The following is a 15172-nucleotide window of genomic DNA, read 5'->3' as shown; positions in this document are numbered from 1 at the left end:
GCGCAGCAGTTTCGAGGGTCGTTCCAAGCCTGACTTGACTGACGAAACACACGAAGAGGACTTCACCGTGATCGACAAGAATTTCCGTTTCAACCCGCTGACCGGCGCCATCCTGATGATGGCGCTCGGTGCATCGGGCACCCTCGCTGCCGCCCCGCAACTGCTGGTCAAGGAACCGACCCAGGCAGCAGCGGCCGGCGACGCATTCAGTAGCCGCCTGATCGTGCGCTACAAGGACAACACGGCCGCTGCGACCGATCGCGCCAGCAAGCTCGGCGCCGTGCAGGCCGCTGTCGGCCGCGTTGGCGCCAGCAGTGGTGCGCGCGCCAGCGCAGCCGCCGTCAAGGCGACGTATGTGCGCAAGCTCGGCATCGGCTCGGACCTGATCAAGCTGTCCAGCACGCTGACTGCCGCACAGGTGGACAAGGTGGTGGTCGAGCTCAAGAACGATCCGTCCGTGGCCGACGTGCAGATCGATCGCATGCTGCGCCCGGTCGAGATCAAGACGAGTGTTGCCGCGACCGACGTGAGCCCGCAGCTGGTGCCCAACGACCCGCTGTATGCGCAGTACCAGTGGCACCTGAGCAACCCCAACGGCGGCATCAACGCGCCGGCCGCATGGGACCTCTCGCAGGGTGCCGGCGTGGTGGTGGCGGTGCTGGATACCGGCATCCTGCCCGGCCATCCGGATTTTGCCGGTAACCTGCTGCAGGGTTACGACTTCATCACCGACGCTGAAGTCTCGCGTCGCCCGACCGATGCCCGCGTGCCCGGCGCGCTGGATTACGGCGACTGGGAAGAAGCCGATAACGTCTGCTACGACGGCTCGGTGGCGCAGGAAAGCTCCTGGCACGGCACCCATGTCTCGGGCACCGTGGCCGAGGCGACCAATAACGGAGTAGGCATGGCGGGCGTGGCGCCGAAGGCGACCATCCTGCCGGTGCGCGTGCTCGGCCGTTGCGGCGGCTACACCTCCGACATCGCCGATGCCATCGTGTGGGCCTCGGGCGGTGCGGTGGATGGCGTGCCGGCCAACACCAACCCGGCCGAAGTCATCAACATGAGCCTGGGCGGCGGCGAGCCCTGCGATCCGGCCACCCAGGTGGCGATCAACGGCGCGGTGTCGCGCGGCACCACCGTGGTGGTGGCGGCCGGCAACAGCGGCGAAGATGCGGCCAACCATTCGCCGGCCAGCTGCAACAATACGATCACCGTGGGCGCCACGCGCATCACCGGCGGCATCACCTACTACTCCAACTACGGCAGCAAGGTCGACCTGTCGGGTCCGGGCGGCGGCGGTAGCGTGGACGGCAATCCGGGCGGCTACATCTGGCAGGCCGGCTACACCGGTGCGACGACGCCGACCTCGGGTACCTATACCTATATGGGCCTAGGTGGCACCTCGATGGCGTCCCCGCATGTCGCCGGCGTCGTGGCGCTGGTGCAGAGCGCGTCGATCGGGCTGGGCGATGGCCCGCTGACCCCGGCCGCAGTGGAAACCCTGCTCAAGCAGACCAGCCGTCGCTTCCCGGTGACCCCGCCGGCCAGCACCCCGATCGGCAGCGGCATCGTCGATGCCAAGGCCGCGCTGGAAGCGGTGCTGGTGGAACCCTGCGACCCGGCCACCGAGAGCTGCGCACCGACCGCCATCGCGCTGACCAACAAGGCACCGTTGGCTGGGCTGAGCGGCGCTGCCGGCAGCTCCACGCTGTACAGCTTCGACGCCAAGGCCGGCGCGGTGCTCAGCTTCATGACCTACGGCGGCACCGGCGATGTGTCGGTGTACGTGAGCTTCGAAGCCGAGCCCACTGCTACCTCCTACGATGCCAAGTCGACCCGCCCGGGCAACAGCGAAACCGTGCGTTTCACTGCACCCAAGGCAGGCACCTACTACATCAAGCTGGTCGGTGCGAAGGACTACGCGAAGCTGACGCTCGTTGCACGACAGTAAGCGGTGAAATAGTGTGACCGATGCCCCCGGCCAATCACCGGGGGCATTGTTTTTCAGGGCGATTCAGATGGGTGCGGTTGATCGTCGCGGCAAACTGCTACAGTCGGCGCCGAACCAGTGGAGACGAGTGTGAACGCGGTTGCCGTCGATCCAATTGAGCATCGAAGTGCGGAGACGCGCATCGTCGAAGCATTGCTTGAACGCCGTCGTCTGAAAGACACCGATCTGCTGCGCGCGCGCCAGTTGCAGACCGAATCCGGCATGGGCCTGCTGGCCTTGCTGGGCCGTCTGGGCCTGGTGTCCGAACGCGATCACGCAGAGACCTGCGCCGACGTGCTCGGCCTGCCGCTGGTGGACGCACGCCAACTCGGCGATACCCCGCCTGAAATGCTGCCCGAAGTGCAGGGCCTGTCGCTGCGTTTTCTCAAACAATTTCATCTGTGCCCGGTCGGCGAACGCGATGGCCGGCTGGATCTGTGGATCGCCGATCCGTACGACGATTACGCGATCGATGCGGTGCGTCTTGCGACCGGATTCCCGCTGTTTCTGCAGGTCGGGTTGCGCTCTGAAATCGACGATCTGATCGAGCGCTGGTATGGCCAGGGCCGCAGCGCGATGGGCACCATCGTGGAAACCGCCGATGGCGATGCCAACAGCAGCGACGACATCGAAGCATTGCGCGATCTGGCCTCCGAAGCGCCGGTGATCCGGCTGGTGAATCTGGTGATCCAGCACGCGGTGGAATTGCGCGCCTCCGACATCCATATCGAACCGTTCGAAAGCCGGCTCAAGGTGCGTTATCGCGTGGACGGCGTGCTGGTGGAAGGCGAAAGCCCGCCGGCCAAACTCACCGCCGCGGTGATCAGCCGCGTCAAGATCATGGCCAAGCTCAACATCGCCGAACGCCGGTTGCCGCAGGACGGCCGCATCATGCTGCGCGTGCAGGGCAAGGAGCTGGATCTGCGCGTCAGCACCGTGCCCACCGCGCATGGCGAGAGCGTGGTGATGCGTTTGCTCGACCGCGAAACGGTGGTGTTCGACTTCTACAAGCTTGGATTTACCGAAGACTTTCTGCCGCAGTTCCGCAAGGTGCTCGAGCAGCCGCACGGCATCATGCTGGTGACCGGCCCCACCGGTTCGGGCAAGACCACCACGCTGTACACCGCATTGAGCCAACTCAACACCTCGGACGTGAAGATCATCACCGTCGAAGACCCGGTGGAATACCAGATCGAAGGCATCAACCAGATCCAGGCCAAGCCGCAGATCGGGCTGGATTTCGCCAATGCGCTGCGCAGCATCGTGCGTCAGGATCCGGACATCATCATGATCGGCGAAATGCGCGATCTGGAAACCGCGCGCATCGCGATCCAGTCCGCGCTCACCGGCCATCTGGTGTTGTCCACGCTGCACACCAACAACGCGGCCGGCGGCATCACCCGCTTGCTCGACATGGGCGTGGAAGACTACCTGCTCACCTCCACCATCAACGGCATCCTGGCGCAGCGCCTGGTGCGCAAGCTCGACCTGCCCAATGCCGAACGCTACCTGGCATCGCCGGAGGAGGTTGAGCGTTTCAACCTGCGCCGCCTGCAGCCGGAGGGCGAGATTTACCTGTATCGCCCGCGTGCCTCGGCAGCGGCGCCGACCGGCTATCTCGGCCGCACCACCATCGTCGAATTCCTGGTGATGAACGACGAGCTGCGGCGCGCGGTGATGCGCCGTGCCGGCATGGGCGAGATCGAACAACTGGCCCGCAAGGCTGGCATGCGCACCATGTACGAAGACGGCCTGTCCAAGGCCTTGCGCGGCGAAACCACCATCGAAGAAGTGCTGCGCGTGACGGAGGATGCGTGAGAGTCAATGGAGCAGCAGTGAGCAGCGGATGCTCGGAATCGGAGAATAACCAGCGCAGCGACTCACTGGCCAAGTTGCGCGCGCGCGCGACCCCGGTCGCATCAAAAAAACGCAACGCCGCGCCGTTTACCACTCCCCAATCCCGACTCCCCAATCCCAGCTCCAACGCCTGATGCCCCTGTACCGCTACAAGGCGCTCGACGCGCACGGCGAAATGCTCGATGGCCAGATGGAGGCGGCCAGCGATGCAGAAGTGGTGCTGCGTCTGCAGGAGCAAGGCCATCTGCCGGTGGAGACGCGCCTGGCCACCGGCGAAAGCGACTCGCCGTCGCTGCGCATGCTGTTGCGCAAGAAGCCGTTCGACAACGCCGCGCTGGTGCAGTTCACCCAACAGCTGTCCACGCTGATCGGTGCCGGCCAGCCGCTGGATCGCGCGCTGTCGATCCTGATGGATCTGCCCGAAGACGAAAAAAGCCGGCGCGTGATCGGCGATGTGCGCGACACCGTGCGTGGCGGCGCGCCGCTGTCTTCGGCACTGGAGCGCCAGCACGGGCTGTTTTCCAAGCTGTATATCAACATGGTGCGCGCGGGCGAAGCCGGCGGCAGCATGCAGGACACCCTGCAACGCCTAGCCGATTATCTGGAGCGCAGCCGCGCACTCCGGGGCAAGGTGATCAATGCGCTGATCTATCCGGCGATTCTGCTGGCGGTGGTCGGCTGTGCGTTGCTGTTCCTGCTCGGTTATGTGGTGCCGCAGTTTGCGCAGATGTACGAAAGCCTGGATGTTGCCTTGCCGTGGTTCACGCAAGCCGTTTTGAGCGTGGGCCTGCTGGTGCGCGACTGGTGGGTGGTGTTGATCGTGGTGCCGGGCGTGCTCGGGCTGTGGCTGGATCGCAAGCGGCGCAATGCGGCGTTTCGTGCCGCGCTGGACGAATGGTTGCTGCGGCAGAAAGTCGTCGGCAGCCTGATCGCACGCCTGGAAACCGCGCGGCTGACGCGCACGCTGGGCACCTTGTTGCGTAATGGCGTGCCGCTGTTGGCCGCGATCGGCATTGCGCGCAATGTGATGTCGAATCTGGCGCTGGTCGAAGATGTCGACGCCGCTGCCGACGACGTCAAGAACGGCCATGGCCTGGCGATGTCGCTGGCACGCGGCAAGCGCTTCCCGCGGCTGGCCCTGCAGATGATTCAGGTGGGCGAAGAGTCCGGCGCGCTGGACACGATGCTGCTCAAGACCGCCGACACCTTCGAGCTGGAAACCGCGCAAGCCATCGACCGCGCACTGGCCGCCCTGGTGCCGCTGATCACGCTGGTGTTGGCCTCGGTGGTGGGGCTTGTCATCATCTCGGTGCTGGTACCGCTGTATGACCTGACCAATGCCATCGGATAACGTGGCGGTGGATTCACAACAACTTTCAGGTGACCGCACGACACCCATGCGGGAACCATTGCAATGCCCGCCGTGTCATCTTCTGGCGGCAGCATCTTTCATCGACGTGCAAGGAAATCGTTCATGATCAAGCGCTCCATTACCCGTAGTCCATCGCGTGCAGCCCAGGCCGGCATGAGCTTGCTGGAAATTATCATCGTCATCGTGCTGATCGGTGCGGTGCTCACTCTGGTCGGTAGCCGTGTGCTCGGTGGTGCCGATCGCGGCAAGGCCAATCTAGCCAAATCGCAGATCCAGACCCTGGCCGGCAAGATCGAGAATTTCCAGCTCGACACCGGCAAGTTGCCGGGCAAGCTCGATGAGCTGGTCACCCAGCCGGGCGGCAGCAGCGGCTGGCTCGGTCCGTACGCCAAGCCGGTCGAACTCAACGACCCGTGGGGCCACACCATCGAATACCGCGTGCCCGGCGATGGCCAGCCGTTCGATCTGATCAGCCTGGGCAAGGACGGCCGCCCCGGCGGCAGCAGCTACGACGCGGACATCAAGTACCAATAAGCCTTTCGCCATGCGCGTAGCGTGTCAGCCGTTGCGTCATCCGCATGGAGTGGTCGGTCCTGGTGGCAGACGCACGCGTGGCAGTTCGTTGCTGGAAATGCTGCTGGTCATCGCCTTGATCGCGATGGCCGGCGTACTGGCCGCTGCCGCGCTCAATGGCGGGATCGACGGCATGCGCCTGCGCACCGCCGGCAAGGCGATCGCCTCGCAGCTGCGCTACACGCGCACCCAGGCAATCGCCACCGGCACGCCGCAGCGCTTTTTGATCGACCCGCAGCAGCGCCGTTGGGAGGCACCTGGCGGCCATCACGGCGATCTGCCGGCGTCGCTGGAGGTGCGTTTCACCGGCGCGCGGCAGGTGCAGTCGCGGCAGGATCAGGGCGCCATCCAGTTCTTCCCGGATGGCGCCTCCACCGGTGGGCGCATCGATTTGCGCGTCAAGGACGCCGCCTGGCGTGTGGACGTGGGCTGGATCACCGGCGAAGTGCGCTCCGGGCAATTGCGGACGCCGGCGCCATGAAGCGCCAGCGCGGTTACACGTTGATCGAGGTGATCGTCGCCTTTGCGCTGCTGGCATTGGCGTTGAGCCTGTTGCTGGGATCGCTATCCGGCGCTGCACGTCAGGTGCGCGCGGCCGATGAAAGCACGCGCGCCACGCTGCATGCGCAATCGTTGCTGGCCGCGCAGGGCATGGACAAACCGCTGGTGCCCGAGCAGCAACAAGGCACTTTCGAAGACGGGCATTTTCGCTGGTCGATGGATGTGCGCCCGTACGACGAACCGCGGCGTAATCCGCAGGCGCCGGTGTCCCCCGGTGCGCATACGTTGCTGCAACTGACCCTGGTGGTGCGTTGGGGCGAGCAGCCCAATCAGGTGCTGCAATGGCGCACCTTGCGGTTGGTCGCTGCGGCGCAGCCGGGTAGCGCCCCATGAGCCGTTCGCGCAGCGCAGGCTTCACATTGATCGAAGTGTTGCTGGCCACGATGTTGCTGGTCGGCGGGCTGGCATTGGCGTTCGCCACCTTGCGCTCGGCCAGTGCGGTGAGTCAGCGCGGCGAAGCGATCGCCCAGCGCAGCGAGCGCGTGCGCGCGGTGGAAGAATTCCTGCGCCGCCGGCTGGCGGCCGCGTTGCCGATTGCGATGGGCATCGACCCGCAAAGCCAGCAACCGATGTTGTTCATCGGCGAGCCGCAGCGCATGCGTTTTGCCGCCGATGTACCGGATTATCTGGGCCGTGGCGGACCGTATCTGCATGACCTGTCGGTGGCCGGCGATGGCGAGCAGCGCAATCTGTTGATCGCATTGACCATGCTGCAGTCGGGCAAGTCGATCGAAGAGGGCACCACGCTGCCGCCGGAAACACTCGCCGAAGGCGTGCAGCACGTGAGCTTTCGTTATCGCGGCATGGATCCGCAAAGCGGCCGCCTGAGCGCGTGGTTGCCGCAGTGGGAATGGCACGACCGTCTGCCGCTGCTGGTGCGCATCGAGATTCGTAGCGGCAATGCCGCGTGGCCGCCGTTGGTGGTGGCATTGCCGCAGTCCAGCAACCCGGGAGCGGGGCAATGAGCCGCATGCGCGGTGCCGCGCTGGTGCTGGTGTTGTGGTTGATCGCCTTGCTCACCGCGATGATCGGCGCATTCGCGCTGACCGCGCGGGTGGAAGCACTGCAGGGCAGCATGCTGCGCAACGGCGCGCAGGCGCAGGAATATGCACGCTCCGGCCTGGAATACGCATTGTTTCGCTTGCAAAGTACCGACACGCAGGCGCGCTGGCGCGCAGACGGCCGGCGCTACCGTTGGCAGATGGACGATGCCACGGTGGAGATCCGCATTACCGACGAAAGCGGCAAGGTGGATTTGAATATGGCCGAGCCTGCATTGCTGGCGGGATTGGTGCGCGCAGTCGGTGGCGAGCAGGGCCGCGATGCGCGCATTGCCGGCGCCATCGTCGATTGGCGTGATGGCGACTCGTTGAGCCAGCCGGGCGGCGGCGCAGAAGATCGCGATTACGCCGATGCCGGGTTGCCGTACGGCGCAAAAGACGGCCCGTTCGAAACGCTGGGCGAGTTGCGCCTGGTGCTGGGCATGGATGGCGAGCTGTATCGCAAGCTGTTGCCCAACCTCACGCTGTACAGCGGCCGTTCGCGGCCTGAAGCGCGTTTTGCGCCCGGCCCGGTGTTGACCGCGATGGGGCTGGATGCGCGGCAATTGCTGGCCCAGCGTGATGCGCCGCCGGGTTTGCCGGGCAGCGAGGCGACGCTCGGTGGCTCTGACACTTATAGTATCGAGAGCCGGGCGCGACTGAGTCAGGGACGCGAGGCCGTATTGCGGGCGGTCGTGTCCATCAGTGCGTCCGCATTACCTGGGTCGGCCTATACCGTGTTGCGTTGGGAAGAGGGAGCAGCAGTGCAATGACCGCATGGCGGGATACCTTGGGTCGTATCGGCGTACGCGCCATGCCGGGAGCCGGAGGCTTCTGGCGTTGGTGGCAGCAATCGTTGCTGGCCTGGTTGCCGCAGCGCTGGCAATGGCAGTTGGGTCTGTCGCAGGCACGCCTGTTGTTGCAACCGGACGGCGACGCGCTGCAACTGCTGCGCCAGCGCGACCACAGCAGCGAGACCATCGCCAGCCTGCCGTGGCCGGTGCAGCCGCAGGAAGTCAATGCTCTGCTGCCCACCGCACTGGAGGGCTTGCCGCGGCATTGGTTGCTGCCGGCCGCGCACGCCTTGCGTCGTCCGTTGCGCCTGCCTGCCGCCGCCGCCGCGCGTTTGCAGGATGTGGCGCGTTTTGAAATCGATCGGCAAACCCCGTTCACCGCCGACCAGGTGTATTTCGACGCGCGCGTGCTCGATGTGCGCGAAGACGGCCAGCTCGATGCTGAACTGGTGGTGGTGCCGCGCCGCATGATTGATGGCCCGGACGGTGTGCCCGACGCATGGAGTAGCGCGTTGTCCGGCATCGATGTGACCGATGCGCATGGCCTGCCGTTAGGCGTGAACCTGCTGCCGCCGGCGCGTCGCCTGCGCCGCAGCGACCCGATGCAGCGCTGGAATCTGTTGCTCACCGCCGCCGCACTGGTGCTATTGGCAGTGGCCGGTTGGCTGCTGCTCGACAACCGCCGCCAGGCCGCCGACGACTTGCGTGCCAAGGTGCAGGCCAACGCCGCACGTGCGCGCCAGGTCGCTGCCGAACGCCAGCAATTGCTGGATCTGGTCGAAGGTGCCACCTTCTTCCAGCAGCAACGCGCCACCCGCCCCACCTCGGTGGAAATCTGGGACGAGCTGAGCCGGCGTCTTCCCGGCGGCACCTATCTGGAAAAATTCTCGGTCGAAGGCGGGCAATTGCAGTTGATCGGATTGAGCAACGAAGCGTCCTCGCTGGTGCGTCGTCTGGAAGGCTCGCCGCTGTGGCGCACGCCCTCGCTGACTGGCGTGCTGCAGAGCGATGCCGGTCGTAATGTGGACCGCTTCACCATCACCGCCGAGCTGGCCGGCCCCGATGCCAAGGAGGCGGCCGATGCCACGCAGCGTTAAGCGCGATCGCTGGATCGCTTTGGGCCTGTTGCTGCTGGTGATCGGCGTGGCCTATCTGGTGCTGGTGCACCCGTGGTTCACCCAGCCGATGATCGCGGTGCAGGACGACCTGCAAGCGCTGCGCGAGCGCGAGCTGCGCGTGCGCGTGCAATTGCAGCAGGCGCCGGAAGTGAGCAAACGGTTGCGTCAGGCGCGCCAGACCTTGGAAAGCCGCCCCGGCTTCTTGCCGGAAACGTCTGCCGAACTGGCCTCGGCCGGGTTGGTGCAGCGGCTGGAACGCGCGGTGGTGGAAGCCAGCCCCGGCAACCGCAGCTGCGCCATCAGCAACCGCTCGCCGTTGCAGCCGGAGAGCAAGGACCGCTTCACCCGCGTCGCGGTGCAGGTGCGCCTGCGTTGCGGCACCCCGGAACTGGCCTCGGTGCTGTACAGCCTGGAAAACGGCACGCCGCGCCTGTTCGTGGACAACCTCAACGTGATGGCGCAGCGCTACCAACTCTCGCCCAACGAAAGCGGCAACGGCCTGGATATCGCCTTCGAACTGGCCGGTTATCTGCGCCCGGGCGCCAGTGCAGCGCCGTTGAATACCGACGCTGCACCCGCCGCCCCAGACGCCGCGGAGGCCAGCAATGCGCCTTGACCTGATCGGGCTGCGCACCTGGCTGCTGGCCACCGTGGTCGGCTGGGCGCTGCTGGTGTGCGTGCTGGCGGTGGCCGGCCTGGGCAAGCGGGTGGAGCTGCTGCCCGACGACCCGGCGCTGGTGCAGCGCCTGCCCACCCTGCCGGCACCGGCGCCGGAGCGGCTGGGCGCGTTCGAGAAATATTCGGAAATCGCCGCGCATCCGGCCTTCGCCGAAGATCGCCTGCCGCATCCTTTCTTCCTGTCCGGCAACGACGGCAGCGGCGCCGCATCAACGGTGCGGCTGACCGGCGTGCTGCTGACGGACAACTTCAAGATGGCCACGCTGACCCTGGACCCGCATGATTCGGTGCGGGTCAAACTCGGCGGCGATGCGGTCAAGGGCTGGCGCCTGCTCGCACTGCAGCCGCGCAGCGCCACCATAGAAGGCCCGGGCGGCACCCAGACCCTGGAACTGCAGGTGTTCAACGGCCAGGGCGGGCAGCCGCCCACCGCCAATGCCGGCGCGCCGGCTGCACCCGGCGCCACGCCACCGTTACCATCGCCCGACGCCGCCGCGGTGCAGCCGCCGCAGCCCCAGCCTGCCACGCCTGCCCAGCAGCCCGGCGGGCAGGCACCGCCGACGGTGCCGCCGCAACGCAGCGACGGTGCCCAGGAAGCCCCACGTCCCTCCGACGATCAGATGCGTGCCATCCGCGAACGCATCGAAGCCCGACGCCGCCAGCTGCAACAGCAGCGCCAGAGCGGCTCAACCCCCGGTCAGACCCAATGAGTGAACGCATGACGCCGCGCCTGTTCCCCGTGTCCCTGCTGATTGGCCTGTTGGCCGGTTGTGCCACCACTCCGCCGCCGGACGTACGCCGCGACGCGCGCCTGGATCCGCAAGTCGGCGCTGCCGGCGCCACCCAGACTAGCGCCGAGCAAGCCGCCGACGGCAACACCAGCGCCAAGCCGGTGCCGGTGATCCGTCGCGGCAGCGGCAGCATGATCAACCAGAGCGCGGCCGCCGCGCCGTCGCCCACGCTGGGCATGGCCAGCAGCGGCAGCGCCACCTTCAATTTCGAAGGCGAATCGGTGCAGGCGGTGGTCAAGGCGATCCTGGGCGACATGCTCGGCCAGAACTACGTCATTGCCCCGGGCGTGCAAGGCACCGTGACCCTGGCCACGCCCAACCCGGTCTCGCCGGCGCAAGCCTTGAACCTGCTGGAAATGGTGCTGGGCTGGAACAACGCGCGCATGGTGTTCAACGGTGGCCGCTACAACATCGTGCCGGCCGACCAGGCACTCGCCGGCACCGTCGCACCCAGCACCGCATCGCCGTCGTCCGCGCGCGGTTTCGAGGTGCGCGTGGTGCCGTTGAAGTTCATCTCCGCCAGCGAAATGAAAAAGGTGTTGGAGCCGTACGCACGGCCCAACGCCATCGTCGGCACCGATAATTCGCGCAATGTGATCACCCTGGGCGGTACTCGCGCCGAGTTGGAAAACTATCTGCGCACCGTGCAGATCTTCGACGTGGATTGGCTGTCGGGCATGTCGGTGGGCGTGTTCCCGATCCAGTCCGGCAAGGCCGAAAAAGTCTCCGCCGATCTGGAAAAAGTCTTCGGCGAACAGAGCAAGACGCCCAGCGCCGGCATGTTCCGCTTCATGCCGCTGGAAAACGCCAACGCGGTGCTGGTGATCACCCCGCAGCCGCGCTATCTGGACCAGATCCAGCAGTGGCTGGACCGCATCGACAGCGCCGGCGGCGGCGTGCGATTGTTTTCGTACGAGTTGAAATACATCAAGGCCAAGGACCTGGCCGACCGCCTGTCGGAAGTGTTTGGCGGCGGGCGTGGCAATGGCAGTGACTCGAATGCATCGCTGGCCCCGGGTTCGGAAACCAGCGTACTCGGCGGCGTGGCCGGCAATCGCGACAGCAGCATGGGTGGCAGCTCCGGCACCACCGGCGGCAGCATCGGCGAAAGCAACGATGGCAGCTCCTCCGGCAGCAGCTTCGGCGGCAGCAGTGGCAGTGGCAGCAGCAGTGGTGGCCTGGGCAATGGCAGCTTGCAGTTGTCGCCGCGCAGCAACGGCAATGGTGCGGTGACGCTGGAGGTGTCCGGCGACAAGGTCGGTGTCTCGGCGGTAGCCGAAACCAATACCTTGCTGGTGCGCTCCACACCGCAGGCATGGACCTCGATCCGCGACGTCATCGAAAAGCTCGACGTGATGCCGATGCAGGTACATATCGAAGCGCAGGTGGCTGAGGTGAATTTGACCGGCGACCTCAGCTACGGCGTCAATTGGTATTTCGAAAACGCGGTGAGTGCTGCCACAGCGACCGGAGGTGCAGGTCTGCCACCGGCAGCGGGCCGTAACATCTGGGGCGACATAGCAGGGACGGTCACTAACAATGGTCTTGGCTGGACATTTCTTGGAAAGAATGCCGCTGCGGTCATCAGTGCGCTTGATCGTGTCACCAACGTGCGCCTGCTACAGACTCCATCGGTTTTCGTCCGCAACAATGCCGAAGCCACGCTCAACGTCGGCTCCCGTATCCCGATCAATTCCACATCGATCAACACGGGGCTGGGCAGCGACAGCAGCTTCTCATCGGTGCAGTACATCGATACCGGTGTGATCCTGAAGGTGCGTCCGCGTGTCACCAAAGACGGCATGGTGTTCCTGGACATCGTGCAGGAAATTAGCACCCCCGGCTCGCGTCCGGCAGCGTGTACTGCTGCTACCACCACGACAGTCAATAGCGCGGCTTGCAACGTCGATATCAATACGCGTCGGGTCAAAACCGAAGCTGCGGTACAAAGTGGCGACACCATGATGCTTGCCGGTTTGATCGACGACAGCACGACCGATACAAGCGACGGCGTACCGTTCCTGAGCAGGCTTCCGGTCGTCGGTGGGTTGTTCGGGACCAAGGGCAAGAACAACACACGCCGCGAAGTCATCGTGCTGATCACCCCGTCGATCGTGCGCAACCCGCAGGAAGCGCGCAATCTCACCGACGAATACGGTCAGAAGTTCAAGGCCATGGAGCCGCTGAAACCTAGCCAGAAGCCGCAGTGAGTGCGGTTCTGCCCGTCGTGCTGGTGCCGGTCGGCACCGACGACGAGGCCCTGGATGCCTGTCTGGGTGCACTGGATGCCGCCACGCCCGCCGGCACGCGGGTGTGGCTGGCTGACGACGCGCAGGCCGGCCCGCGCGGCCGCGCGGTGATCGCACACTGGTTGGCGCGCACACACCTGCAGGCGCATCACACCCGTCGTCAGCGCATGCTCGGCGAGGTGGCCCATCTGGACGAAATGCTCAGCGGCTGCGGCGATGCCGATGTGGTGGTGCTGGGTGTGGATGCCTGCCCGTTGCCGGGGTGGCTGAATCAGCTCAACGCCTGCTTTGCGCGCGATGCGGCGATTGCCACCGCCACGCCCTGGAGCAATGTGGGCGAAGCCTGCGGCTGGCCGCGACTGGGCGAACTCAACCCCATGCCCGCCGCGCCGGACCGGCTTGCCGCCGCCTGCGCCGCAATGCCACCGCTGCACCCGGAACTGCCCTCGGCCACCGGCCACGCGGTACTGCTGCGCGGCAGTGCGCGGCGCAAGGCCGGCGGTCTGGATGCCAGCAGTTACGGCTCGTGGTACGCCGCACTGGTGGATCTGAGCCTGCGCGTGGGCGGGCTGGGATGGCGCAATGTCCTGTGCGAAACCGCCTTCGTCGCCTCGCCGCACGAAGGCCGCCCGGCCGATGGCGACATGGATGCACTGGCCACCCGCTGGCCGGCCTGGCACGCACGCCTGGCCAACTTCCTGATGCACGATCCGTTGCGTGCACAGCGCGATCAACTCGCACAATTGCTGGCCGATCTACCGCCGCCGGATCCACAACGCAGGCTATTTGACGCGTAGAGCAGCTGCCAAAGCAGCATGCTCACCGCTAGGCGGGCGCAGCCGGTATTCGGTGCGGCATGTACCACGCGTACAGTGCGGTTCCTTGAGCGCTGTCCCTGCAAGCTGACGACTGCTCGCCGTGCGGTGAGTGCAGTGGTGTTATCGGCCGCATCCTGGTGGATTCGGTCGGAAGTCCAGATCAAACGCTGAGTGGGTCGAGGGCGCGGTGCCCTCGCCGCTTGCAGGACACGCCGTAAATCCGTCCGTGGAGGCTCGGTTGCGGCATCCATGCCGCCACACGGTCCCGCAATCGGCGAGGACACCGCACCAGAAAGTTTGCCGGCTGCTTTGTTGAAAACATGCACACCGACCATCTCCACTGGTCCTTGCCCGCCCACCGTCGCGGGACCTTACGCGGCATGGATGCCGCGTAAGAGCCTACACGGACGTACTTGCGGCGTGTCCTGCGAGGGTGGGCGGGCAAGGGCCCTGCAGCCAAGCCGCAGATCAGCCGCTCTGCAGTAGACTGGCATGACGTAGTTTTGTTAGTCGCCCTTAATAAGCCGACCGCGTCGGCGCCTCGGTGCGCACCACCACGTCCAATGCGTCGTGGCGCCAGGATTCGATATCCAGCTCCACCGCGCGGCCATCTTCGGCAAAGCTGACCCGCTGCAGCCGGAAGCACGGCGTGCCGGTGGTGGATTGCAGCAATATGGCTTGCGTGGCATCCAGCCCGGCTGGGTGCATCGAGACATGTGCGCGGCTCAGAAACAACCCGAGTTTCTGGTTGAACACGCTGGACAGCGAACCGGCCAGATCATGTTCCAGCAAACCAGGCGCCCAGGCGGCCAGCACCACGTTGGTTTCCAGCAATACCGCGCGGCGGTCGATCCAGCGCCGGCGTTGCAGCACGAAGACCTCTTCGTACGCTGTTTCCAAACGCAATGCCGCAGCGAACGCGGCACCGGCTGCCTGCCGAGTGGCACTCAGCAGCTCGGTGCGCGGCTTGCGCCCTTGCGCGGCCACGTACTGCATGAAACCGGCGATGCTGGTGGGGTCGTAGCGCACGCGCGGTGCACTGACGAACCACCCACGACGGTTCTCGCGGTAAATGCGGCCTTCGGCTTCCAGCTGCTGCAAGGCCTCGCGCAAGGTGATACGGGTACAGGCGAAGCGCTCTGCAAGCTCGCGCTCCACCGGCAGGCGCTGGTCCGGGCCCCATTCGCCGGCAGCGATCTGCGCGGAAATGATTTCCGTGATGGCGTGTTGGCGCGACACGCTCATGCGGCGATCCACCGATGACGGGTGCAGCGCATGTGCAAGGCAGTGTAATGAAAGAGATGCATGTTGCGATGGTAAAGAAGAACGCG

At 65.7% G+C, this 15172-nt stretch carries 14 protein-coding genes and 1 other RNA gene; 14 read left to right on the top strand and 1 reads right to left on the bottom strand.

Features of this window, described 5'->3' with window-relative positions:
• The first annotated feature begins 67 nt into the window (after positions 1 to 67).
• The 14 genes from AC1PLU_RS18985 to AC1PLU_RS18920 all read left to right on the top strand — a co-directional run bounded on the left by AC1PLU_RS18985 (position 68) and on the right by AC1PLU_RS18920 (position 13970).
• Positions 68 to 1951 (top strand): S8 family peptidase, encoded by a 1884-nt coding sequence (locus AC1PLU_RS18985; RefSeq protein WP_481108556.1) that lies wholly within the window; start codon positions 68 to 70, stop codon positions 1949 to 1951.
• Between the two features lie 129 nt (positions 1952 to 2080).
• On the top strand, positions 2081 to 3808 hold the full coding sequence (gspE, locus tag AC1PLU_RS18980; protein WP_168957125.1) for a type II secretion system ATPase GspE: 1728 nt from the start codon (positions 2081 to 2083) through the stop codon (positions 3806 to 3808).
• A 172-nt stretch (positions 3809 to 3980) separates the two neighbouring features.
• The gene (xpsF, locus tag AC1PLU_RS18975) at positions 3981 to 5198 is read left to right on the top strand and encodes a type II secretion system protein XpsF (protein WP_023902633.1); all 1218 of its coding nucleotides are present in this window, start codon (positions 3981 to 3983) and stop codon (positions 5196 to 5198) included.
• A gap of 123 nt (positions 5199 to 5321) precedes the next feature.
• Entirely contained in the window at positions 5322 to 5753 is a 432-nt protein-coding gene (gene gspG, locus AC1PLU_RS18970) for a type II secretion system major pseudopilin GspG (protein WP_043888939.1), read from the top strand.
• 10 nt (positions 5754 to 5763) lie between these two features.
• The gene (gene xpsH / locus AC1PLU_RS18965; RefSeq protein ID WP_481106977.1) at positions 5764 to 6273 is read left to right on the top strand and encodes a type II secretion system protein XpsH; all 510 of its coding nucleotides are present in this window, start codon (positions 5764 to 5766) and stop codon (positions 6271 to 6273) included.
• On the top strand, positions 6270 to 6686 hold the full coding sequence (gene xpsI, locus AC1PLU_RS18960) for a type II secretion system protein XpsI (protein WP_029218999.1): 417 nt from the start codon (positions 6270 to 6272) through the stop codon (positions 6684 to 6686). The genes xpsH and xpsI overlap by 4 nt, the downstream gene beginning before the upstream one ends.
• Positions 6683 to 7318, top strand: a complete 636-nt coding sequence (locus tag AC1PLU_RS18955) for a type II secretion system protein J (RefSeq protein WP_481106976.1) — start codon at positions 6683 to 6685, stop codon at positions 7316 to 7318. Before xpsI ends, AC1PLU_RS18955 begins: the two co-directional genes overlap by 4 nt.
• A complete protein-coding gene (locus tag AC1PLU_RS18950) occupies positions 7315 to 8166 on the top strand; it encodes a type II secretion system minor pseudopilin (RefSeq protein ID WP_104549260.1) in 852 nt (283 codons plus the stop codon). The genes AC1PLU_RS18955 and AC1PLU_RS18950 overlap by 4 nt, the downstream gene beginning before the upstream one ends.
• Complete coding sequence (locus tag AC1PLU_RS18945) at positions 8163 to 9284, top strand: PilN domain-containing protein (RefSeq protein ID WP_481093547.1); 1122 nt, start codon at positions 8163 to 8165, stop codon at positions 9282 to 9284. Before AC1PLU_RS18950 ends, AC1PLU_RS18945 begins: the two co-directional genes overlap by 4 nt.
• Complete coding sequence (gspM, locus tag AC1PLU_RS18940) at positions 9268 to 9921, top strand: type II secretion system protein GspM (protein ID WP_016901906.1); 654 nt, start codon at positions 9268 to 9270, stop codon at positions 9919 to 9921. Before AC1PLU_RS18945 ends, gspM begins: the two co-directional genes overlap by 17 nt.
• Positions 9911 to 10693 (top strand): type II secretion system protein XpsN, encoded by a 783-nt coding sequence (gene xpsN, locus AC1PLU_RS18935; RefSeq protein ID WP_168957120.1) that lies wholly within the window; start codon positions 9911 to 9913, stop codon positions 10691 to 10693. Before gspM ends, xpsN begins: the two co-directional genes overlap by 11 nt.
• On the top strand, positions 10690 to 12984 hold the full coding sequence (gene gspD / locus AC1PLU_RS18930; protein WP_481093546.1) for a type II secretion system secretin GspD: 2295 nt from the start codon (positions 10690 to 10692) through the stop codon (positions 12982 to 12984). The genes xpsN and gspD overlap by 4 nt, the downstream gene beginning before the upstream one ends.
• The gene (locus tag AC1PLU_RS18925; protein WP_481106975.1) at positions 12981 to 13820 is read left to right on the top strand and encodes a glycosyltransferase family 2 protein; all 840 of its coding nucleotides are present in this window, start codon (positions 12981 to 12983) and stop codon (positions 13818 to 13820) included. The genes gspD and AC1PLU_RS18925 overlap by 4 nt, the downstream gene beginning before the upstream one ends.
• Before the next feature lie 59 nt (positions 13821 to 13879).
• A non-coding RNA gene (locus AC1PLU_RS18920) (sX9 sRNA) lies at positions 13880 to 13970 on the top strand.
• 387 nt (positions 13971 to 14357) lie between these two features.
• Here AC1PLU_RS18920 and AC1PLU_RS18915 read toward each other — a convergent pair.
• Positions 14358 to 15086 carry a UTRA domain-containing protein gene (locus AC1PLU_RS18915; RefSeq protein ID WP_481106974.1) on the bottom strand — a complete coding sequence of 243 codons (729 nt, stop codon included), beginning with the start codon at positions 15084 to 15086 and terminating at the stop codon, positions 14358 to 14360.
• Between the last annotated feature and the right edge of the window lie 86 nt (positions 15087 to 15172).

This window comes from Xanthomonas sp. NCPPB 2933 (assembly GCF_056725225.1).
Note: the sequence above shows the minus strand (reverse complement) of the source record. Positions and strands in the feature narration are given on the sequence as shown.